Below are 21,611 nucleotides of genomic sequence, written 5' to 3'. Positions count from 1 at the left end.
TCTATCTTTTTATCCTAAAATCGTATCAAGCTGATTGCGAACAGTTGTGACTTTCGTTCCGATAATCACTTGGACGTTTTGATGATCGAGATGGACCACACCTAATGCTCCTAGTTGTTTTAACTTTTCATCATCTACGATATCTGCATCTGCTAAAACTAAACGTAAACGTGTAATACAATTATCTAAAGATTGGATGTTTTCTTGACCACCAAGTGCTGCTAAAATTCCTTTTGCATCGTATCCGCCTGTTTTATGAAAGTTCACTTCTTGATCGGTATATTCTGTTTCATCCACTGTCTTGTCACGCCCAGGTGTTTTTAAATCCAATTTTATGATTACTGTTTTGAAGACAATATAGTAAATACCGAACCACAAAGCACCGATTATTAATACCCACCACCATTTTGTGTCATTACCTTGGAGTAGACCAAAAATCACAAAATCTAAGATTCCACCATCTGTATTCCCGATTACGACACCTAATAATGCCATGACCATAAAACCTAGACCAGTCATGACGACATGGAAGAGCCATAATAGCGGACTAATGAATAAAAATAAAAATTCGATTGGTTCTGTGATTCCGGTCACAGCTGTCGCAATCACACCTGAAATCAACAATCCTTTGATTTTATGTCGATTTTGTGGTGCAGCGGTACGATACATAGCTAATGCTGCTGCAGGCAGTCCAAAAATAAATGTAGGCATTTTTCCCTGTGATAAAAAGGCAGTTGCACTTGGCGAAATAGGCAAATTGTTTTGCAATTCTGCATAAAAGATATTCAGTGCACCAAATACTTCTTTTCCATCAATGATCGCCGAACCACCAGCTTCAGTAAAGCGTATCATCGAAACTAGAATATGGTGAAGCCCGAATGGAAGAAGCAGTCGTTCCCCTGAACCGAATAAGAAGGGACCAAATATTCCTGAACGTTGGATTAGCTGGCCGATAGCCATAATGACCATAGCGAATAAAGGCCAAATCAAGGGGATGATCAAACCAACAAACCCTAAAACTAGAGAAGTGATAATCGGTACAAAACGAGCCCCTGAGAAGAAGGCGAAACTATCTGGTAACTGAACAGTATAAAACCTGTTATGCAACTTATAAACGATGATTCCAGCAATGATCCCTCCAAGAACACCCATTTCGATCGTCTGGATACCAAAAACCATTCCTTGTCCAGCTTCTCGCAAGTGGTCGGCATCAACTAAACGATTTGTCAGGACTAAGTAAAAGTTGATGGCTAAATTCATGACAGTGTAACCGACGAATCCAGAGAAAGCGGCCACACCTTTTTCCTTACGAACTAATCCTAATGGAATGGCCATGGCAAACATGACTGGCAAGTAGGTAAAGGCAAAACCGCCAATAGCAGACATGAATTGGAACACTGCTTTAACTGCTGGATATCCTAAAAACGGTAAAGTCTGAATCATTGATTCACTGGAAAATGAACTACCTAACCCTAAAAGAATACCCATGAAAGCCAACAAAGCAACCGGCAACATAAAAGTCTTTCCCAACCCTTGAAAGAACTCCCAAAAGGTTGATTTCTTTTTCTTTGTATTCATTTTTCTTCCTCCATCTCTTAGTAGTTTTAAGATTTTTAAAAAATGATTGCGTTTTCATTGATAGGTTTATTATAGCTAACTAAAGGAAATAAAAAAGAGGAGACAGATATTCTGTATCCTCATACATGATTGAGTAAGATGTTTCACTAGAAATAGCAACAAATTATAGCTAATTGTTTTTCATTTGGTCTGCATACATCAAGAGTACTGTATCAAATAAACAAATCACAGAAATTCTTGAACTTAAATCGACACTGTGGTGATAGCGAGTCGTTCCCTTTGCATATAAGGAAATCGTCGATAATTTTTCCAAGTTACTTCCCTTGGTTGAAATAATGCTGATGATAGGGACTTGTTGTCTTTGAGCAATCTGGGCATAGGAGAGGATACCTTTTGTTTCTCCTGTGAAACTGACGAAAATGGCTAAGTCTTCCTGTTTCAAATTACTTACAGCTGCTTCTTGTTCATCCCAATCTGAACGAGCAAATGCTTTTTTTCCTAAAAAAGTCAGTTTTCGAGCAAAATCTGTACAAATAGGGAAGCTTCCTCCTAATCCAAAAACTTCGATAGTATTCGATTGATAGATCAATGTCATCATTTGTTTGGCCTTTTCTTCGCTCATTTGATGGAACGTCTCTGTGACATTTGAAGTGATTTGGTTCGTGATTGTTTGAAAGCTTCGGCTATTTCCTTCCTGTTCCTCTACATGGATGGATTGATCGATGGCGTATTTCAACTCTTTAAAACCTTGATAGCCTAAATGTTTAGCCGTTCGGGAGATAGTAGCAGTTGAGACAAATAAATCATCAGATACTTCATAAATCGTTTTTGTTCCAATATCGGACAAATGGAGGAATATATAATCCAATATTTCATTTTCGATTTTACTTAACGAGGAACGCTTCTTTTCTAGTAAAGCAATCAAACTATTGCTTAACATGGACGGTACTCCTTTCAATATCTAACAAAAATAGTATTCGTAAACAAATATCTCTGTTGAGTTTAGATAATAATCTAACTTATTATATAGCGCTTTCATAAAAATGTATATATAATAAAAGTTAGTTAAAATACTGGGATGATCTAAAGACAAAAGAGAGGAAGATAACCAATGAATCTTAACAAGCCCAAGATTGCTGAACAAAGTCCAAAGAAAATCTTTCTTTTCTATATGACATTCAGTTTGATTTCTTCTGATGGACTTTTGCAAACGCAACGTTTAGAAAGAAAATTGACACATTTCTTTCAAAAAGAGCAAAAAAATGTGTCAGTCAAAGTATATGATTCTAGCCAAATAGACAAAGAAGCAAAGAGAGCAGACATCTTATTGCTCACTCCTTTACTTGGATATGCAAAAGATAAAATAGAAAGTCAGTTCCCTGAAATACCTGTTTTCGTAATATCTAAGGAAGAATACGGAACTTTGGATGTGGAGAAAATAGTTAGTAAAATGGATGATTAAATCAAATTTTGATTGTTCATCCATTTTATCGTTTTAAGAAGTCTCTGCTATGTTGAAATGGTAATTTTGAATGTAGTAGAGTTTTTTACGCAAACCAACATAATTCTTAAAATGAATCTACTTGGATGATTTTTGTCCCCATATTCTTGATTTTGTCTAATACTTTTTCAGAGCAAAATTTATCAGTGATCAAATAATCAAAGACTGAAATATCAGCAATCTTGAATTTTGATGTCAGTCCGATTTTTCGATGATCAGCAACTAGAATCTTACATTTGATTGTCTGGTTGATCATCATTTCGTTGATTGTTGATTCATTCAATATTTTCGTTGTGACCCCATGTGCGACATCGACTCCGCTGCAATCAATGATACAAATGTCTGCATTGATTGAAGAAATCGTATTTAATGCGATATCGCCCACCAGTGCTTCTTTTGGAAAGCGCATCTCTCCGCCAGTTAAAATATAACTGCAATTATCTTTGTGAGGAGAATAGTTGATTTTTACGTTGTTTGTAACGACTGTCAAATGGTTAGATTGAAGAAAATCCAGTGTTTTCAATGCAGTCGAGCTAGAATTAATAAACAATGTATCATAATCGCTAATGTATTTACTAGCTTCTCTGGCAATCGCTTGTTTAATCCTTTCAGGACCAGATTGATCAAAATCAGTCTGGTTTTTGTAATTATAAGAACAATAACCGTAATTGCGGATGATCTCGTTTTTTTCTTCTAATAAATTTAAATCTCTGCGTATCGTACTAATAGATACATCCAGAGATTCAGCTAATTGAAAAGTTGACAATTGTTCGGTTTGCTGAAGTAGTTCCAAAATATCTTTTTGCCGTTTTTCAATATTGACAAGTGAGTTTTTCATGACTGTTGCCTCCTGAAGGACATCTTGATCCATGGATTTATTTGATTAGTTGTTCATTTAAATATTCATATCTGTCTTTATTATACTGAAACAATCATTAATATTTAAAAGAAAATCATATAAAAGACAAACAGTCATATAAAAGGGTTTTCACGCATGCGGTTACGCATTAAGATTTACTTGTAAGTCGTAAGAATGATATGGGGGGAACAAGTAAATGAGCAAAACGGTAAATGAAGTGACAAAAGAAAAGTGGATATTAGAAACATTTCCAGAATGGGGTACGTATTTGAACGAGGAAATCGAATCAGAGGTAGTGGAACCTGGAACTTTTGCTATGTGGTGGCTAGGCTGTACGGGAATTTGGCTGAAAAGTCATGAAGGAACGAATATCTTATGTGATTTATGGTGTGGAACGGGAAAACGCAGTCATGGAAATGGCATGATGAAAAAAGGGCATCAGATGATGCGTATGAGCGGTGTTCAAAATATGCAGCCTAACTTACGGACTCAGCCTTTCGTAATCGATCCTTTTGAAATAAAAAATGTAGACGCTTTAATCGTCACACACATCCATTCCGATCATCTAGATATTCACACAGCTGCAGCCGTGCATCAAAATTGTCCTGAAGCAATATTCATTGGACCAAAAGAAGTGGTTCACACGTGGCAAAAATGGGGGATCCCTGAAGAAAAAACGATTATCGTGAAACCAGGTGATGCGGTCAAAATCAAAAATATCAATGTAGTAGCTTTAGAAGCGTTTGATCGGACAGCGTTGGTTACTTGTGAAGATCCGGAAGAAGTATTGAAAGGAAAAATGCCTCAGGAGATGGATCAAATAGCAGTAAATTATTTATTTGAAACATCAGGAGGTAATCTTTATCACGCAGGAGATTCACATTATTCCAATTTATTTGCCAAACATGGCAATGACCACAAAATCGATGTCTGCTTAGGAGCCTACGGTGAAAACCCACGAGGGATAACAGACAAAGTTACTTCTGTTGATATGCTGCGCATGGCGGAGTCATTGAATGCAAAAGTAGTGATTCCTGTCCACTACGATATTTGGTCTAATTTTATGGCTGATCCTAAAGAGATTACTGAAATTTGGAAATTCAAAAAGGATCGCTTGCATTATGGGTTTAAACCTTATATCTGGCAAGTAGGCGGGAAATTCATCTATCCGACAAACAAAGATGATCTTGAGTTTAATTTTTATCGCGGATTTGAAGATGTCTTCTCGATTGAAAATGATACACCGTTTCCGTCGTTTTTATAAGAAAGAAGGGAAGTTTCTTGCTGAAATACTTTTTTGACTATCAATTGATTCATTACCCAGATAAAGAAATCACGAATTGGCGTGAAGCTATCGCCAAAAGCTGTCGTGTATTGATTGATAAGAAAATCATTGATCAAACGTATGTTGAAGAAATCATTCATTGTGTAGAAAAATATGGACCTTATATTGTGATTGCACCTCAAGTAGCCATGCCACATTCTTCAGAAAAAAGTGAGGGAGTTTTTGGAACGGCTATTTCATTTACCAAGTTGAAGCAGCCAGTCCGTTTTGAAAGCGAAGATGAGAATGAGGAGAAAACGGCCAGTTTGTTTTTTACACTCGCAGCAAAAGATCCAAAAGAACACCTAGAAAATATCCAAAAATTATCCGAATTATTAATGACAGATGGATTGGTTGAGCGTCTCATCTCTACGAACTCCATCGATGATTACCAAGTTGTGATGGCGGAATATAATTAATTGATAGAGGAGAAAAAAGATGGGGGAATTTTTGTTAAGCATTTGGACGTATTTTGCAACAAATATCTTGACGCAGCCAGCGTACCTGATTGGTTTTATCGTGTTATTAGGCTATATTTTGCTGAAACGCCCGCTTCATGAATGCATCGCTGGATTCTTAAAGGCAACGGTTGGCTACTTTATTTTGACTGTTGGCTCTGGTGGTTTGGTCAACAATTTTCGACCAATCTTGGTTGGACTAAAAGAACGGTTTAATTTGGATGCTATGGTTACAGATCCTTATTTTGGACAAAATGCTGTGGATGCTGGATTAATGGAGACATTTGGCCGTACCTTTGGAGATGTGATGATTCTATTACTGATTGCATTTGTTTTAAATATTTTATTAGTCCGTTTTCAGAAATATACGAAACTGCGATCCGTTTTCACGACCGGAAATGTTCAGGTCCAGCAAGCAGCTACCGCTTTTTGGATTTTACTGTTTTGTTTTCCTGATCTAGGCAGGATACAAGTATTGATATTTATGGGATTGATTTTAGGGTGTTATTGGGCAGTAGCTTCTAACTTAACAGTAGGGATCACGCAGGAATTGACAGAAGGTGCCGGATTTGCGGTGGCACATCAGCAAATGTTCGGAATCTTTATTTTTGCTAAACTAGCTGAATGGATGAAAAAGCGGGATGAAAAGAAAAATCGATCGATCAAGCAAGACAAGAAAATCGAAGATATCCAATTACCAGGATTCCTATCGATATTTAATGAGAATATGGTTGCTACTTCGTTGCTCATGCTATTTTTCTTTGGGATCATTCTGCTTGTACTAGGCAAAGATTATTTGATTCAAGCACAATTCATGAAAGAGGGGCAGAGTTTCTTATTCTACATTATGACGACTTCCTTGAATTTTGCGGTATATCTGGCAATCTTGCAATTAGGGGTTCGGACTTTCGTCGATGAACTAACTCAATCTTTTCAAGGAATCTCAAACACGATTTTACCAGGAGCTGTTCCAGGAATCGATGTAGCCGCTACTTTTGGCTTTGGTTCGCCAAATGCGGTAACGATTGGATTTTTGTTCGGTGCTTTGGGTCAATTTTTGATGATTGGTTTACTGATTTTATTGAAATCGCCAACGATCGTCATAGCCGGTTTCATTCCGTTGTTCTTTGATAATGCTGTCATAGCAGTTTATGCCAATAACCGAGGTGGATTCAAAGCTGCCTGTCTATTCCCGTTTCTTTCTGGAATCATACAAGTAGGCGGTTCAGCATTATTCGCTACATGGATCGGGATGTCAACATACGGTGGTTATATCGGGATGTTCGATTGGGCGACAGCTTAGCCATTATTTACAGTAGTCATGAAAGTCCTAGGTTATGCTGGAATCGCCGTAGTCGTCATTGGTCTATTGGCTATTCCGCAGTTACAATATCGGAAAAATCCTGAAGGGTATTTCTTGATTGTAGAAGATTATGAAAAATATGCAGAAAAGCAGAAAGCATAAAAGAAATCTGATTAGACAACACTCATAATGGAGGGATTAGGATGAGAATTTTAGTATCGTGTGCAAATGGATCAGGAACCAGCTTGATGATGATGAGAAGTGTAGAAAAAGCAATGAAAGAACTAAATATACCAATTACCAAGATTCATCATTGTGCTATTTCAGAGGGGAAAAGCTCAGCGAGTCAATATGATGTCGTTTTTACACCAGTCAATTTTTTGAATATGTTTACTCAGGCAGAGAAAAAAGGCGTTACAGTTATTGGTATAAAAAATGTGATGTCCGCCAAAGAAATCAGTGAAAAATTTGCTGAAACAACATGGTATCAAAAAAACAAGTGAAAGAAGGAACCAAGATGAGCAGGCCGAATCTGCAAATTGCGTTAGATCATAATAATTTAGAACATGCATTAGGCGATGTTATGAAAGTCGGTGATGTAGTAGACATTATTGAAGTGGGAACGATCCTTTGCTTACAGGAAGGACAAAAAGCGATTCGCTGTATTCACAGTATATTTCCAGAAAAAAAACTGGTCGCTGATACAAAATGTGCAGATGCTGGAGGAACAGTAGCAAGAAATGTTGCTACTGCAGGAGCAGATTGGATGACAGTCATTTGCTGTGCAACAATGCCAACGATGAAGGCAGCACAAAAAGAGATAGGCGAATTACAAGTAGAACTCTATGGCAATTGGACTTTTGAGCAAGCCAAGGATTGGTATAACATCGGAATCCGACAGGTAATCTACCACCAAAGCCGTGATGCGCTCTTATCTGGTGAAGCTTGGGGTGAAAAAGATTTGTCGAAGGTCAGCAAACTGATTGAACTAGGCTTCAATGTTTCTGTAACTGGTGGATTAAATCCAAACACATTACAATTGTTTGAAGGAATCAACGTGTATACCTTTATCGCGGGTCGGGGGATTACAGCAGCAGAAGATCCAATGAAGGCTGCACAATGTTTCAAAGATGAGATCATTCGTATCTGGGGGTAAGGAAATGGCTCAAATTGGGATTTATGAAAAAGCATTACCCAAAGATATTTCATGGAAAGAACGTTTTTCCCTTGTAAAAGAAATGGACTTCGATTTTATCGAGATGTCGATTGATGAGACGGATGAGCGGTTAGCACGATTAGATTGGTCTGAAAAAAAGATAGCTGAGCTGAGAGAAGAGATGTTTAGCTCTGGAGTACGTATCCATTCGATTTGTTTAAGTGCGCATCGGCGATTTCCGTTTGGTTCTGCTGATCCAGAAAAGAAAAAAGCAGCGAAACAACTAATGAAAAAAGCAATCCATTTGGCGCATAATTTAAGCGTCAAAGTAATCCAAATAGCTGGATATGACGTTTATTATGAAGAGAAATCAATGAATTCCAGAGAAGACTTTATCGAAGGAATAAAAGAAAGTGTAAAGGAAGCCTCTAAATATGGCATCATTCTTTCCGTGGAAATCATGGATGACCCATTTATGAACTCCATTTCAAAATTTTTAGAAATCAAAGAACAGATTCGTTCCCCTTTTCTACAAGTATATCCAGACCTAGGCAATTTGTCCGCATGGCCGGAAAATAATCCGGCTCGAGAACTTGAGAAAGGGATCGATTATATCACTGCTATCCACTTAAAAAACACGTATCCTGTAACAAAAGAATATTCAGGACAGTTTCGAGATGTTCCTTTTGGTAACGGATGCGTTGACTTTCTTGGATTATTGAGACATTTGAAACGTCTAGATTATGATGGAACATTCCTGATCGAAATGTGGAGTGAAAAAAGTCAAGATTTTCGAAGAGAAATCCAGCAGGCAAAAGACTACTTAAGTTCTAAATTGAAGGAGGCTGGCTATGATGTCTTGTGAAGAAAAAATTGCAGCAATGAAGCAACGTGTCTTTGAAGCAAATCTGGCATTGCCGCAATACGGATTAGTCAAATTGACTTGGGGCAATGTGAGTGAAGTGGACCGTGAGCTAGGAGTCATCGTTATTAAGCCAAGCGGTGTCCGATATGAACGCATGCAAGCAGATCAAATGGTTGTAACAGATTTGTCAGGAAATATAATAGAAGAAGACAGCTTAAAACCATCTTCAGATCTGCCTACCCATGTTGTTTTATACAAAGCTTTTGAAGATGTAACTGCTGTTACTCATACTCATTCTACTCACTCTGTCATGTGGGCGCAAGCAGGCAGAGATTTGCCAGCTTATGGCACGACCCATGCTGATGCTTTTTATGGAAAGATTCCTTGTACACGCCAATTGACGAAAGAAGAAGTAAAAGAAGCTTACGAAGTTCATACAGGGAATGTGATTGTCGAGACATTTAAGGAAAGAAAATTAGAGCCAAACGAAGTCCCTGGAGTACTTGTCTATGGACATGGACCATTCACTTGGGGGCGCTCACCTATAGAAGCAGTAGAAAATAGCCTGATTTTAGATGAAATTTGTTTGATGGCTAAAGAAAACAAGTTGATCAACCCAAATATATGTGAAATCCCACAATATTTGCTAGATAAACATTATTTTCGAAAACACGGAAAGCATGCATACTATGGGCAATAGAGATGCTAGGGTAAGGGTAGAAAATTAAAAGATAATACTTGATAGAGAGAAACAAAGGTTGTGAAGAAAATTTATCACAACCTTTTTCCTACGATTAGTCAAGTAAAAGGTGCAAGAAAAATAGCTCGTAAACGAAAGCGACAAAATCAAGGCACACCAAATAAAGCCCCGTTCGTAAAAAATTTTCGATCTGGGCAAAGAAGTGGTATACTGTAAGTGGTTTAGTTAATGGTCCACTGAGACCGCGTACGCATAGTCGTACTCTGTATGTGCCCTAACCATAGCGTGCATACATTTCAGAAGCTTGTTCATACAAGCAACTGTGGCAACCTTCTCTTTCTTAGGGATAGGTTGCTTTTTTAATTTGTAGTAATAATCGACAATATGATTAGGAGCTGCGCGTTGCTGGCGAATCATATTTCGAATGGTGAAGAAAATAATTTTCCGTGCTTTGGGATTACCACGCTTATTGATGCGGTCTTGGCCAGTATACTTACCTGATTGATACCGTCGGATGTCGATTCCGACAAAAGCATTCAATTGTTTATGAGTTTTAAATCGTGTGATATCTCCTAATTCACCGAGCAATAAAGCGGCTGTGAGTGCGCCAATCCCAGGGAACGTTTGGTACAACAAAAAGCAAGGAGAGCCTTCGGCTTTTTTGATCATTTGTGTCGCCAGTGCTTCTTTTTGTTCGAGTAAATCTTGGAGAAGTTCGGCGTAATAGATTGTTTTTTGACATTGGATACTGTCTTTTTCAACAGCTGGATAGGCACACTGTGCATAGTGGATGATTTGATCTGCCTTTTGCTCGGCACGATTCGCGGAGATTTTTTTCCGTGTTTCGTTGATCAGTTTATTTTTTATTTTTGTCCGAGTAGATGCCAATACAAAATCTGGATGGGGAAAAAGACGGATCAATGTCAATGCGTAAGGGGTCAGCCTGTTTGAAAAGAACTGTTCAAGCTCTGGAAAAGTCAACTGAAGACAGTTGTGTAAATCCATGCGCAGACGAGTGATTTTCTTCTCAATTTCTTGATAAAAACGGGCTAAATCGCGCATCTCTAAGTAAAAATTGCTTTGTACTTCTTTTGGCTGACGTTGACTTTTAAGATGAGTCTGTGCGAGCCGATGGGCATCCGATTTATCTGTTTTCCAACTGCGTAAGGTGCTTTCTTCCATCTGTTTTTTCGCTTCTAACGGGTTTAACAAACAGTAAGAAAAGTGATGATCTTGAAAGAACTTTTCGACTGGTCTGGAATAAATCCCCGTTGCTTCAAAAACAATCAATGGACGTTCAGGCAAGTGCTGGATCTCTTCGAGTAATGCATGAAATCCTCTTTGAGTGTGTTCAATCTCGTCTTCAAATAAGCAGGTGTCGTCTTTGTATAGGACACTGTAGCTGTGTCCCATTGAAACATCTAATGCAAGAATGTAAGGCATTTGTTTTCCTCCTTTTTAAGTTTTGAAAGAACTTTACTGCTTCATTTCGATTCCAATTTCCTATACACGGGCTCATGGCCCCAACATACGTAAACCTGATTCTAAAATGACAGTAAAGAAGTTCGGTTTTTGATAGGGACTCGTAGTCCTCAAGGCTTTGTTCGAACTTTCTTTCACTCTTCACTATAATCTAAAAATAGAAAATAGAGGAGAACATCATTCGTCAATGATGTTCCCCTCTAATCTTAGTATGTTTTAAATGATTGCTTAAGCATTAAATATCAAAAAATATAGAGTTCAAAATTACTGCACAGATTAGATGAAAAATTTGAACAACAAAAAGTGTATTTTTATACTATAATAGCTTTTGAATTTAGTTACTCTATTCAACAGTTATGCTGTGGACAAGTAAAAGAATAAATAGAGGTGAGAAAATGAATAATTTCAAGAAAAAATTTGTGAGTAGATTTTTAAATATGAAAAATTTTTTTGAAAAAAAGGGAGATTATGATGCATATAATTATGTATTAAATCTAGAAAAGCAAACATATTATACACTACGTAAAAATGATGATAATGATTTTTGGACTATATTACCTAAAATGCTTTCGATTGACTCTAAGCTTTCCCTTTTGGAGGAATTTATTAATTTAGATATTGAAGAATTTTGCGGGGGAAAAGAGTTAATTAATATGATAGAGAGTGATTATCATACCTATTATAAAGAAAGTTGTGGATATAAAGTGGATGAGCAATGTCCACAATCAATTATTTTTTACGTTGAGTAATATGGACTATTAAGCAGGAAAGCAACTAGAAGCTACTGGTTTAGTATTTAAAAATATAAACTATATTGCTAACAATTATTTTCTAGAAGAAATAAAAGAACTAAGAATCAAGATGATGTCTTGACTCTTAGTTCTTTTAACATGGAAAAGATGGATAATGCACTGTTAATTTATGATGCATCATCAAAAAAGTTGGAAGGAGAAGATAGAAATCATTAAATGATTTCTACAGATGGTAAATGAAAAAACAAAATATTAGCAAAAATTTGCCTAAATAGATAGTAACACTTTCTAAATTAAATACAAGCGCATTCATAGAATGTTTATACAAATATCTATGTGTTAAAAATTGGATATGTTCACAATAAATAGGAATTAAAATAACGAATTTACGTTTGTTTTTAATTAACAATCAAATTATCTTAATGCAGGAATAAAAAATTAAATTACATATTGTTAATCATTTACATCTCCGTTAATAACTCAAAATGAAAAGATGTTTTTATTTTTATTCTATATTTCAGAAAAAAATTAAACTAGATTATAATAATTCTTCATGTAAAAATAAAAACAATTACTGCTATAATGTTTAAGATAAAACAATTATGAAATCGATATCCGTTTATATACTTGTCATAAGCTAGAAGCAAATAACTAGCCTATGTATGTAAGTGAGATTATATTTATTAAAAGGCTTCTTTTGTTCGATCAGTTATAGTCGAGCGAGAGAAGTTTATTCTTTGATTAAAATAAACAAAAGTAACTTATTGAGGTGAAATGATGCAAACTTTTTTAACTAAAACATCTTTCAAAAAAGTAGTTTTATTAGATTATTTGTTAGAAAAAGACAATTGGTGTGCAATGGAAGAACTTAGAAATTTACTTAATGTTACGGAGAAGTCAGTCTTACACTATATAGAAGAACTAGAGGATTTATTTAAGCAATATAATGGGAATATCCTTCTGAAAAATGAAGATAATAAACGCTTTTTCATAAAAAAAGAGAAAGATTTTCCTATTTATAATATTTATCTTCATTTTTATAAAGCTTCCTATAATTATCATTTGATTGATTTTATGTATAAATATCCTAGAAGTGTTCTAAAAGATTTTGCTAAAGAGCAATTTACTAGTGTATCTACTGTTTTCAGATATGCGAAGCTCTTAATTCCATATTTTAGGCGTTATCATATAACATTTCATCCATTTCAGTTAGAATTGAATGCATCAGAGGCAAACATTCGTAGCTTTTTTTATTATTTCTATTGGAATTCTACACGTGAAAGTAGTGATAAGTGGCCATTTCATATCGAACAAAAGGAAATAGAGAAGTATATAGTTGCTTTTGAGAGGATTTATGATATTACGTTAACTATTTTTCAAAAACGTGTATTTTCTTTTTGGTTAGCCATTAATATAGAAAGAAGTTCATTTAGAAAAGTACGAGTAGATAATGAATATAAATCAGTTATCTCAGATGATCCGCATTTTAATCTTTTGAAGAAGTGGTCAAAACAAATTAATCTTTCTTTTAACAGCGATGAACTGTGTTTCCTTTATCGAATAATTTATTCTTTTGGAGTAATTGATGGAAATGCAATATATGAAAATAGTCATGCATATGCACATCAGCGACAAAATACTTGTTCTTATCGAGCAGTTGAGAATTTGGAGAAAGTTTTACAAAGCATGTTCCGTTTTTCTTTAGATATAAAGGATCCAGAACTCATATTCAATTTTATTGCGTTTCATGAAAGAAGTTATCTATTTTATGGTAATCCAGATCTTTTTTTTAATCGTACGTATATCGAAGAAATGAAAGAAGAAGAACCTCGAACTTATCACATAATGGAAAAACTCAAAAAAGAATTACAAGCAAATGCGGATTTGGACGTATCAAAGAAATTAGAAAACTGGGCACAATTATTTTTGGATTATTATTATGTGTTAGATTATTATGATTTATTTTTAACAAATGTTAAACCGATTAAGATTTTAATACAAGATGATTTACACCATACGCATCGGTTATGGTTAATGAATAAAATTAATCTGTATTTTGGGCATTCTTATGTTTTTGCTTTTTATGATTACAGGACAAATATAACTGAAGTAGATTTGGTTATTTCTAATTACTACATCAACACTGGAAAAACGCCATTATTATTAATGAAAAATATACCTACCGAAAGAAACTGGCGTTTGTTCGAGAAAACGCTTTATCAATTAAAAAAAGAAAAAAGCTAGCTTTCTTATGAAGAACAGCTAGCTTATTTGAATGAATCATCTAGTTTGCTTTCTAATTTTTTCTTTATTTTGGAAAATAGTTGAACTAGATAAAAAGTACTGGACGTGTCAAAATTATTTTGGATCAAATTATATCTATTATTATTTAGGAGGAATTATAAAATGAAGAAAACAATGATCACAACTGCTGCGTTAGGTTTGTTAGCAGTAACTGCTTCGGGAAGTATGGTTTCTGCAGATATGATATCAGGGACAACTAATAAGACAGACGTTACTTTGACGGAAGGATCTGGAACAGATGTCACACCAGTTGTGCCAGATGACACGCACGATGATGATCCAAGTACAGGAGACGTTGGTTCTTTATCGATTCCATTTGCATCTAATATCACATTTGGTAAACAAGAAATCCAACAGGGAGATACGGATTACTATGCATTGAATAAAAAACCGCATGTACAAGTAAACGATACTCGTGGAGGAGCAAAAGGCTGGACATTGGGAGTTACCATTTCTCCATTTATTGGAGAAAATGGGAAAGAGTTAACTGGAGCGAAGATGTCTTTGACAAATGGTCAAGTAGTAACTAAAGACAATACTTCTGAAGCTCCTAAATTAGCCAATCAAACATTTGATTTAAATGAAGTTTATCAAGACGTGATGCTTGCTAAAGAAGGACAGGGAGCCGGAGCTTTTGCTGCAGTTTTTGAAGGAAAAGATGGACATAATGAAAACGTGAAGCTTCATGTACCACGAGCTGGGGTAGAGGCACAAAGCTATACAGCTGATTTGACTTGGGTGTTGTCTGATGCTCCAGCATAATGTCCGAAAAGGGCGGGGGAGAAGCTTTCCCCTCTTTTTTGTTGGTATAGCATTCTTTGCTTTATTCTATTTGTCTACAAACATATTCGCAGATTCAAACAAGGTATCTTTTGATGCACAAGCCATTTTACCAGATAACCAGCTGTCAGAAGCAAGTTATTATGATCTAAAGGTGACACCTGGCGCCACACAAGATTTATCACTAAAATTGAAAAACACTACTGCCAAACAAATAAAAGTAGTGGTAGAGGCCAATAATGCTTGTACTAATAAAAATGGAGCAATCGATTATTCTAACCATGAGGCTAAGTTATTGGGAAAACCTGTATTCCAAGATTTAATTTCTAAATCACAGACGATCACATTGAAGCCTTCTGAGGAACGTGATGTGACCTTTCAATTGAAAATCCCAGAGAAAGGTTTTGAAGGAACCATTTTAGGAGGATTTTATTGCTATGAAGATACAAAAGGAAAAGAAGAAAAAAATGAAGGTTTTAGTCTAAAGAATAAGTTTGCATATACAATCGGTGTAAAGCTAGTTTGTTCAGATAAAAAAGTGGAACCAGGATTTGCTTTAACAAAGGTTAAACCCGGATTAGAGAATGGCTATTTGACTCTTTTTGCCAATTTAGAAAATTCAGAGCCTGTGCTTAAAAGCAAAATGGATCTACATGCAGTCATCAAGAAAAAAGGGGAAAAGGAAGCGTTACATGAATTCAACCAAAAAGTGTCTTTTGCACCACGCACACAATTTCAGATTCCTTTTAATTTGAATAATGAGCCACTGAAAAAAGGAACCTATGAATTAAGTATTCAGTTAAAAGATGATTCAGATAAAAAATGGACACTCTATAAAGAATTCGTAATCAAAGGAGAGGACGAAACGCTCAACAAAGATGCAGTGGAAGTAAATAAAGAAAATATGGATCATTCTTTATTCTATATTCTTTTAGTTCTTTGTTTGATCATTATCATCAGTTTAATTGGATATATTACTAAGTTACGACGAAAAAATCCATAAAAGTATTCGAATCATTTTTTAAGATTGTGAAGTGGGGAAACGATCTTAAAAAATGTGTGAATAATTCATATATAAAATAGATGATTTGGATAACTTTCTATAAAAATGATTGTATAAAAGATGTAGAAAGGAGACAAAAATGAAAAAAATTTTAACAATTATTTGCCTGGGATTGCTGATTGGGGCGGCAATCCCAGTGTCTGCATCAGCTGATGATCAAACAACTAGTAGGGTAGGAATTACTTTTTATCAGTCTACTAATAAGGCAGTACCTATGAAAAAAATAGTTGTACCTGATAAGATAGATCAGATTGCGCCAAGAGAATATAACCAATTGTTACCTAAAACAAATGATAAACAAAACTGGTTTATGAATATAACTGGTATAAGCCTCCTAATACTACTATACTATCTAAAAAAATTTTTATTAGCAGGTGAACAAGATGAAAAAAAATAAGCAGGTTATATTATTATTGCTATTTTTTAGTGGCTTCTTGTTTTTCACATCTCAAAGAGTAGAAGCAGCGCCGCGACCTTTAACAGATTTAGGGTACTTTCACTGGGCAAACCAAGCTAAAACACCAGCAGATAATACTTTTATTATTCACTACAGTGATGATCTTTCAGTAGAGCCAATAGAAGGGATAGCTAATATAAGCTTTATAGAAGTTAATCGTAACACTAATAAAAGTAAAGCATTAGTAAAAAATGTAGGGTTTTATAAAGGAAAAAAAGTAAATTTACTAATAACTTTGGAAAGAAATAGAGGAAACTTAAATGGGGGATCTATTTATTTAACCAAAGATGATTTTTTAAGAATTTATATTTACGGAGAAATGATTGTAACCTATGATTTTTTAGATGAGGATAATCAGCCTCTGACATTGGAAACTGCATTTAATTATAGTGGCTTAAATCAAAACAAATATATCGGTTTTTTGTCTCCTGCAACTTTGATTAAAGGGCTGTATGCTAATAATCCCACGAATATTCTATATGATGTTTGGGATGGAGGGCCAGATGACTATTGGGTGTATTTTAAAAACCCAACAGGAGGAGGAGCTTGGGCAGTTGATCCGAGACAAGATCTGGAACTAACAACAAAACCAATTTCTAACGTAAAATTTGTCATCCATAATAATGATTCAACTACTTCTTCGATAAAGTACAGAACAGATTTCTTAGCTGAACCAGAGTTTCCTGTAGCTTACGGAGTAGATTCTTCATTTGAGAAAGCAAATCAGGACATTTATTTAAGAGCACAGCAAACGATTCCTAATATAGAAAAATGGGAAAAAAATAAATCGATGGAGTTATGTTTTAATTTACAAAAAATTTATTCGACCCATCAATATTCTTTTAAGGAAGCAAAAGTAACTAATCTCAATGGTGATGATTTAACAGACTTGTTTAAAACAAGCAATGAACCAAACGGTAATGTCGCTTTAGTGATAAACAATTTAAATGACAAACGTTTATATGATACGGTATTGCTATATGATATTAAACTAAACTGGAAAGGAACGGATTATCCTGTAGACATCGGTCTGATTAAAGATGAAAAGTTACCATTACCATTCGACATAAAGACATTGCTCAATGATCAACCACTAGGAGAACAATCAGGGAAAAGTTCTGTAAATTACAAAGGTAAAATAATCATTCCTTTTCTTGATGAGAAAGATAATATCTTACAATCGCCTTTAGTCAAAGAGGGAATCGTCACCACTCCGTATGATGTTTCAAAAGATTATCCTGAAATAAAAGGATATTATCCTATAAAAAACAGTTCCAAAGATACAGGAATTTATTTACCAGATGAACAGACGATTGTTCATAGATATAAGAAAGGCGAGCCAATACAATTTGAATTACTAGATAAAGAAGATCCCTTATATGTATCTCGCTTCACTAAAGCTAGAGAAATTACGTTTAATTTTTCACATAAAGCTAACGAAAAGATTTATTTGATGGCTAAATGTGGGAAAGAAGAAATAACTTTGGAAAAATATTCTGAAGCGGCTGAAACAGTAAAGAATCGTACTTTTCATTTTAAAGCACCAGAAAAGTGGTTGGGTCAACAAGTCTCATTTTATTTAAAAGATGAAGAAGGCCGTGTTTCTCAAGAGGAAGTAAGAACGATTCAAACAGAACCAAGTCCCCAACTCACACTTCCTGAAGACATTAATTTTGGGGTGAAAGAAATACCATCCATGAATACTGTTTCTTCGCTAGAAGAAGGAAATATTTTTAAAGTAGAAGACAATAGCAAATTAGATAAGAGCTTATGGACCATTAAACTGTCTGAAGAAACCCCATTAATGAATAGCCAAGGTGATAAACTTACTGACCGATTATCTTTTACGACGTATGAGGGGAAAGAAGTTCATCTAAATTCTACGGAACAAGTTATTTGGCAAGATAGTGGGAATGTAAAAGTCGATCTATCTGATAAACTGCATTTGAAACTACAGCCTTCGGATAACACAGGAAACTATAGTGGTATATTAAAATGGAATTTTGAAGATGCGCCAAATTAAAATAAAGGCGAGCTGGATGAGGAAAACGGGTATATAGCGTTTAAGAAGTCCATGCATTGAATATGTATGGAAATCTTCATGCTATCATCAATGTATAAATGCTTTGCAGTATTATTCTATTACCATCTCTGTTAAACAATTCTTTCTAATTTTCTAACTTTTTTAATTCTAATCCTGACCATATTAAATTTTTTGGGATTTTTTTTTTAATATTTAATATATAATAAGAGGAAAGGAGGAGAATATGGCAGATTATTTAGAAAATAAGGTCATAGGAAAGTACTTTCGTTCACCTACTGATCAATTTTTAGGTATTATTCGTGTTTATGGTACTTATACAGAATACCGTGTAATAGAAGGAGTCCCTGAAAAGGATGCTATGCTAGAAATCATAGATGTTCAGTCCGGTGTGCTTCTTACAAGAGTGAATAATAGTTTATTTGTAAACGGAAGAGGGTATATAGAATGTTGGTTGTGAAAATAATCGTTGGAGTATTTGTTGTAGCTTTTCTTATCTGGTTATTGACTAGTACTGCAGTTGTTGTACGTCAAGGGGAAGTAAAAGTAGTAGAAAGTTTTGGTAAGTATGTAAAAACGTTGGAGCCAGGATTACATTTCCTTATTCCAATATTATATACTGTGCGCGAAAGAGTATCGCTAAAACAGATTCCTTTAGAAATAGAACCTCAAAGTGCTATTACAAAAGATAATGTAATGGTTGAGATCGACGAAGCTATCAAATATCATGTTACAGATGTTCGAGCATTTGTTTATGATAATGAAAATTCCGTAGTATCAATGATCCAAGATGCGCAATCGAATTTGCGTGGAATTATCGGGAAAATGGAGCTAAATGAAGTATTGAATGGTACTGAAGAAATTAATGCCTCTTTGTTTGCTTCAATTAAAGATATTACTTCTGGCTATGGTTTGGCAATCGATCGAATTAATATTGGGGAAATAAAAGTATCTAAAGAAATTGTTGAATCAATGAACAAATTGATAACAGCTTCAAGAGACAAAGAATCAATGATTACTCGTGCAGAAGGTGAGAAATCATCTGCGGTACTTAATGCTGAAGCTAATGCATCTAAAATGACCATTGATGCACAAGCAAGGGCACAACAAACCCAAATTGACGCAGAAGCAAGAGCAAAGCGCATTCGTATTGACGCAGAGGCAGAAGCTGATCGTATTGAAAAAATTACTGAAGCAGAGAAAAAAAGAATAATAATCTTAAATGAAGCGATCAAAAATAGTCAACTCGATGAGGTATCCTTATCTTATTTAGGAATAGAAGCATTTAAAGAGGTAGTTTCTAGTCAAACAAATACCATTATATTACCTTCTAACATGACGGAATTAGGCAATATCCCTGTAGCAAAACAGTTATGGGAGAAACAAATAAAGGGAAATTAATTATGGATTACATTTACGTTTTAAAATAGTATAAATCTTTATCTTACTTACATTGTTACTGAAAAGGTCAGTGATCCGTAACCTTGGATTTCATAGTTAGAAAAAAATCACTATTCTTTTTTATATTGTCAAAAAGTAATCTATACAATTCTCCCTCTCAAAAGTTAGTTTAACTATTGAGAGGGAGAATTTTTGCAATATAATACTTCTTGGATTTTTCGATCAACATTTCCTAACGTTATCAAATTGATACGTAACCTTAATTTCATAGATTGCTTTTTGAGAAAATATTTCACTCCAATTGTAATGGCTTATTAAAGATATCTCTTTTGCGCCATATCAATATAACTAGTATGATTAAAACAAATAAAGAAACGAATATGCTCATATAATCAATTGAGCTATGATAGATAGTTTGGAAAAGTATACCTTCGCTATCTTGAGTAGAATTAGCCAAACCAAAAAAGTCAGACATAAAAAAGTTATAGGCGCCGTGAGAAGCCGCTGCAACCCAAGTATTAGAAAATAGAATTCTTAATAAAGCCCATACCATACCAATTAAAAAATAATCTATCAACTCTAGCGTAAATCCTCCTGCATTGCTCAGATGCATTAACATAAAAAATAAACTACTTACTACCACTCCCCATAAAAGATTAGTTTTTTTCGCGATCCCACCTAATACAAATCCTCGGCTAATTACTTCTTCTTGTGATCCTTGAGCTAGATAAAACACCATGCTTATTAGTAATGTAGACCAAGAAGATTTCGCAAAAACTTCTTGGAAATCAGCTCCGCCAATTAATACATAGCCGAATACAATAAAAGCAATTAAGAGACCTCCAATTAAATACCCTAAGATAAACTTTTTTAAGAAATCTTTTTTAGAAAAACCTAATATTCTGATATCTTTATATATTAACTTAGTTAATACTACAAAAAAGAAACTAATCATTAAAAAAAAGAAAACATCAAGTATCAAGCTAACTAATTGGTTTCCTTGCAGATTTGGAAATAGTTGTTCAAAAAAAACGGATTTTAAATAAATGGAAATAAACAAACCTAAAAAAGCGACAAAATAACTCAGAACAGGGGGATTATAATAGCAATTGCTTTCTTCATGATTCTCATAAGTCAACCTCCTTTTTTATTTTATTCTAATTGAATAAACTTATTTAGTAAAACAATCTCTCTAATATACGTTTTATGATCTTATAAACATACGTATAAAGTTTAAATGATGGAATGTAATGATAATTTAATTTATTATCCATCTGAGAAACTTGGTTTAAACCTGTAATGAGTTTTTTTAATGAAAAATCACTTTTTCTCCTTCCTTAGTAATATCCGAAAGCGAAATGATTAAAGTACATCCTTAAAAATTAAGTGAAAGCTGATTACTTTCAGAGCAGGTAACTAAGGTAGATAATTAAAGACCGTTTATAAAGTAAATAAAGAAGAAAAATGATAGTACGAAATCATTATGAAAAGCTGTCTCAACAACCGTTAAGAGAATATTTTTTATTTAAATATTTAAAAAAATTCTAAAAACAGTAAAATTTTCAAACTATTTTTATTTCTATTATC

20 protein-coding genes and 1 pseudogene are annotated in these 21,611 nt (G+C 34.5%); 16 read left to right on the top strand and 5 right to left on the bottom strand.

Translation table 11 applies throughout. From position 1 onward, the window contains the following. Positions 1 to 9: 9 nt before the first annotated feature. Both malX and FTX43_RS12905 read right to left on the bottom strand, forming a co-directional pair. A complete protein-coding gene (malX, locus tag FTX43_RS12910; protein WP_002345024.1) occupies positions 10 to 1,578 on the bottom strand; it encodes a maltose/glucose-specific PTS transporter subunit IIBC in 1,569 nt (522 codons plus the stop codon). Between the two features lie 169 nt (positions 1,579 to 1,747). Then, the gene (locus FTX43_RS12905; RefSeq protein WP_002309685.1) at positions 1,748 to 2,518 is read right to left on the bottom strand and encodes a MurR/RpiR family transcriptional regulator; all 771 of its coding nucleotides are present in this window, start codon (positions 2,516 to 2,518) and stop codon (positions 1,748 to 1,750) included. A gap of 171 nt (positions 2,519 to 2,689) precedes the next feature. On the opposite strand from FTX43_RS12905, the gene FTX43_RS12900 reads away from it, so the two are divergent. Beyond that, positions 2,690 to 3,040, top strand: coding sequence for a hypothetical protein (locus FTX43_RS12900; RefSeq protein WP_147607107.1), 351 nt, complete (start codon positions 2,690 to 2,692; stop codon positions 3,038 to 3,040). 106 nt (positions 3,041 to 3,146) lie between these two features. Here FTX43_RS12900 and FTX43_RS12895 read toward each other — a convergent pair whose 3' ends face one another. Further along, positions 3,147 to 3,917, bottom strand: a complete 771-nt coding sequence (locus tag FTX43_RS12895) for a DeoR/GlpR family DNA-binding transcription regulator (protein WP_080491778.1) — start codon at positions 3,915 to 3,917, stop codon at positions 3,147 to 3,149. 217 nt (positions 3,918 to 4,134) lie between these two features. On the opposite strand from FTX43_RS12895, the gene ulaG reads away from it, so the two are divergent. From ulaG to FTX43_RS12860, 7 genes and pseudogenes are all read left to right on the top strand, one after another. After that, positions 4,135 to 5,202 (top strand): L-ascorbate 6-phosphate lactonase, encoded by a 1,068-nt coding sequence (gene ulaG / locus FTX43_RS12890; RefSeq protein WP_002344109.1) that lies wholly within the window; start codon positions 4,135 to 4,137, stop codon positions 5,200 to 5,202. 17 nt (positions 5,203 to 5,219) lie between these two features. Next, on the top strand, positions 5,220 to 5,681 hold the full coding sequence (locus FTX43_RS12885) for a PTS sugar transporter subunit IIA (protein WP_073490759.1): 462 nt from the start codon (positions 5,220 to 5,222) through the stop codon (positions 5,679 to 5,681). Positions 5,682 to 5,700: 19 nt separating this feature from the next. Next, positions 5,701 to 7,185: pseudogene (locus FTX43_RS12880) on the top strand (PTS ascorbate transporter subunit IIC). 41 nt (positions 7,186 to 7,226) lie between these two features. Beyond that, positions 7,227 to 7,526 (top strand): PTS sugar transporter subunit IIB, encoded by a 300-nt coding sequence (locus FTX43_RS12875; protein WP_002292382.1) that lies wholly within the window; start codon positions 7,227 to 7,229, stop codon positions 7,524 to 7,526. Between the two features lie 14 nt (positions 7,527 to 7,540). Then, a complete protein-coding gene (locus tag FTX43_RS12870; RefSeq protein ID WP_002344111.1) occupies positions 7,541 to 8,179 on the top strand; it encodes a 3-keto-L-gulonate-6-phosphate decarboxylase UlaD in 639 nt (212 codons plus the stop codon). 4 nt (positions 8,180 to 8,183) lie between these two features. Next, a complete protein-coding gene (locus tag FTX43_RS12865; protein WP_080491777.1) occupies positions 8,184 to 9,044 on the top strand; it encodes an L-ribulose-5-phosphate 3-epimerase in 861 nt (286 codons plus the stop codon). Further along, the gene (locus tag FTX43_RS12860) at positions 9,034 to 9,744 is read left to right on the top strand and encodes an L-ribulose-5-phosphate 4-epimerase (RefSeq protein WP_002320558.1); all 711 of its coding nucleotides are present in this window, start codon (positions 9,034 to 9,036) and stop codon (positions 9,742 to 9,744) included. The genes FTX43_RS12865 and FTX43_RS12860 overlap by 11 nt, the downstream gene beginning before the upstream one ends. 225 nt (positions 9,745 to 9,969) lie before the next feature. On the opposite strand, the gene FTX43_RS12855 is transcribed toward FTX43_RS12860, so the two are convergent. After that, a complete protein-coding gene (locus tag FTX43_RS12855; protein WP_073490895.1) occupies positions 9,970 to 11,187 on the bottom strand; it encodes an IS110 family transposase in 1,218 nt (405 codons plus the stop codon). A gap of 434 nt (positions 11,188 to 11,621) precedes the next feature. On the opposite strand from FTX43_RS12855, the gene FTX43_RS12845 reads away from it, so the two are divergent. From FTX43_RS12845 to FTX43_RS12810, 8 genes are all read left to right on the top strand, one after another. Next, positions 11,622 to 11,975, top strand: coding sequence for a DUF7006 family protein (locus FTX43_RS12845; protein ID WP_002309671.1), 354 nt, complete (start codon positions 11,622 to 11,624; stop codon positions 11,973 to 11,975). A gap of 780 nt (positions 11,976 to 12,755) precedes the next feature. Then, positions 12,756 to 14,222 carry a helix-turn-helix domain-containing protein gene (locus FTX43_RS12840; protein ID WP_147607106.1) on the top strand — a complete coding sequence of 489 codons (1,467 nt, stop codon included), beginning with the start codon at positions 12,756 to 12,758 and terminating at the stop codon, positions 14,220 to 14,222. Positions 14,223 to 14,384: 162 nt separating this feature from the next. Continuing rightward, entirely contained in the window at positions 14,385 to 15,044 is a 660-nt protein-coding gene (locus FTX43_RS12835) for a WxL domain-containing protein (RefSeq protein ID WP_002320355.1), read from the top strand. Next, on the top strand, positions 15,031 to 16,065 hold the full coding sequence (locus tag FTX43_RS12830) for a DUF916 and DUF3324 domain-containing protein (protein WP_002320354.1): 1,035 nt from the start codon (positions 15,031 to 15,033) through the stop codon (positions 16,063 to 16,065). The genes FTX43_RS12835 and FTX43_RS12830 overlap by 14 nt, the downstream gene beginning before the upstream one ends. 139 nt (positions 16,066 to 16,204) lie before the next feature. Then, on the top strand, positions 16,205 to 16,522 hold the full coding sequence (locus FTX43_RS12825) for an LPXTG cell wall anchor domain-containing protein (protein ID WP_002320353.1): 318 nt from the start codon (positions 16,205 to 16,207) through the stop codon (positions 16,520 to 16,522). Further along, positions 16,509 to 18,605 (top strand): MucBP domain-containing protein, encoded by a 2,097-nt coding sequence (locus FTX43_RS12820; RefSeq protein WP_147607105.1) that lies wholly within the window; start codon positions 16,509 to 16,511, stop codon positions 18,603 to 18,605. Before FTX43_RS12825 ends, FTX43_RS12820 begins: the two co-directional genes overlap by 14 nt. 244 nt (positions 18,606 to 18,849) lie before the next feature. After that, on the top strand, positions 18,850 to 19,083 hold the full coding sequence (locus tag FTX43_RS12815) for a hypothetical protein (RefSeq protein WP_002320351.1): 234 nt from the start codon (positions 18,850 to 18,852) through the stop codon (positions 19,081 to 19,083). Further along, positions 19,071 to 20,024, top strand: coding sequence for an SPFH domain-containing protein (locus FTX43_RS12810; protein ID WP_002320350.1), 954 nt, complete (start codon positions 19,071 to 19,073; stop codon positions 20,022 to 20,024). The genes FTX43_RS12815 and FTX43_RS12810 overlap by 13 nt, the downstream gene beginning before the upstream one ends. A 292-nt stretch (positions 20,025 to 20,316) precedes the next feature. Here the strand turns inward: FTX43_RS12810 and FTX43_RS12805 are convergent, their stop codons facing one another. Further along, positions 20,317 to 21,162, bottom strand: a complete 846-nt coding sequence (locus tag FTX43_RS12805; protein WP_261801535.1) for a CPBP family intramembrane glutamic endopeptidase — start codon at positions 21,160 to 21,162, stop codon at positions 20,317 to 20,319. Positions 21,163 to 21,611: the final 449 nt, after the last annotated feature.

It is taken from the genome of Enterococcus sp. DA9 (genome assembly GCF_008000875.1).
GTDB classification, from domain to species: domain Bacteria; phylum Bacillota; class Bacilli; order Lactobacillales; family Enterococcaceae; genus Enterococcus_B; species Enterococcus_B lactis.
Note: the sequence above shows the minus strand (reverse complement) of the source record. Positions and strands in the feature narration are given on the sequence as shown.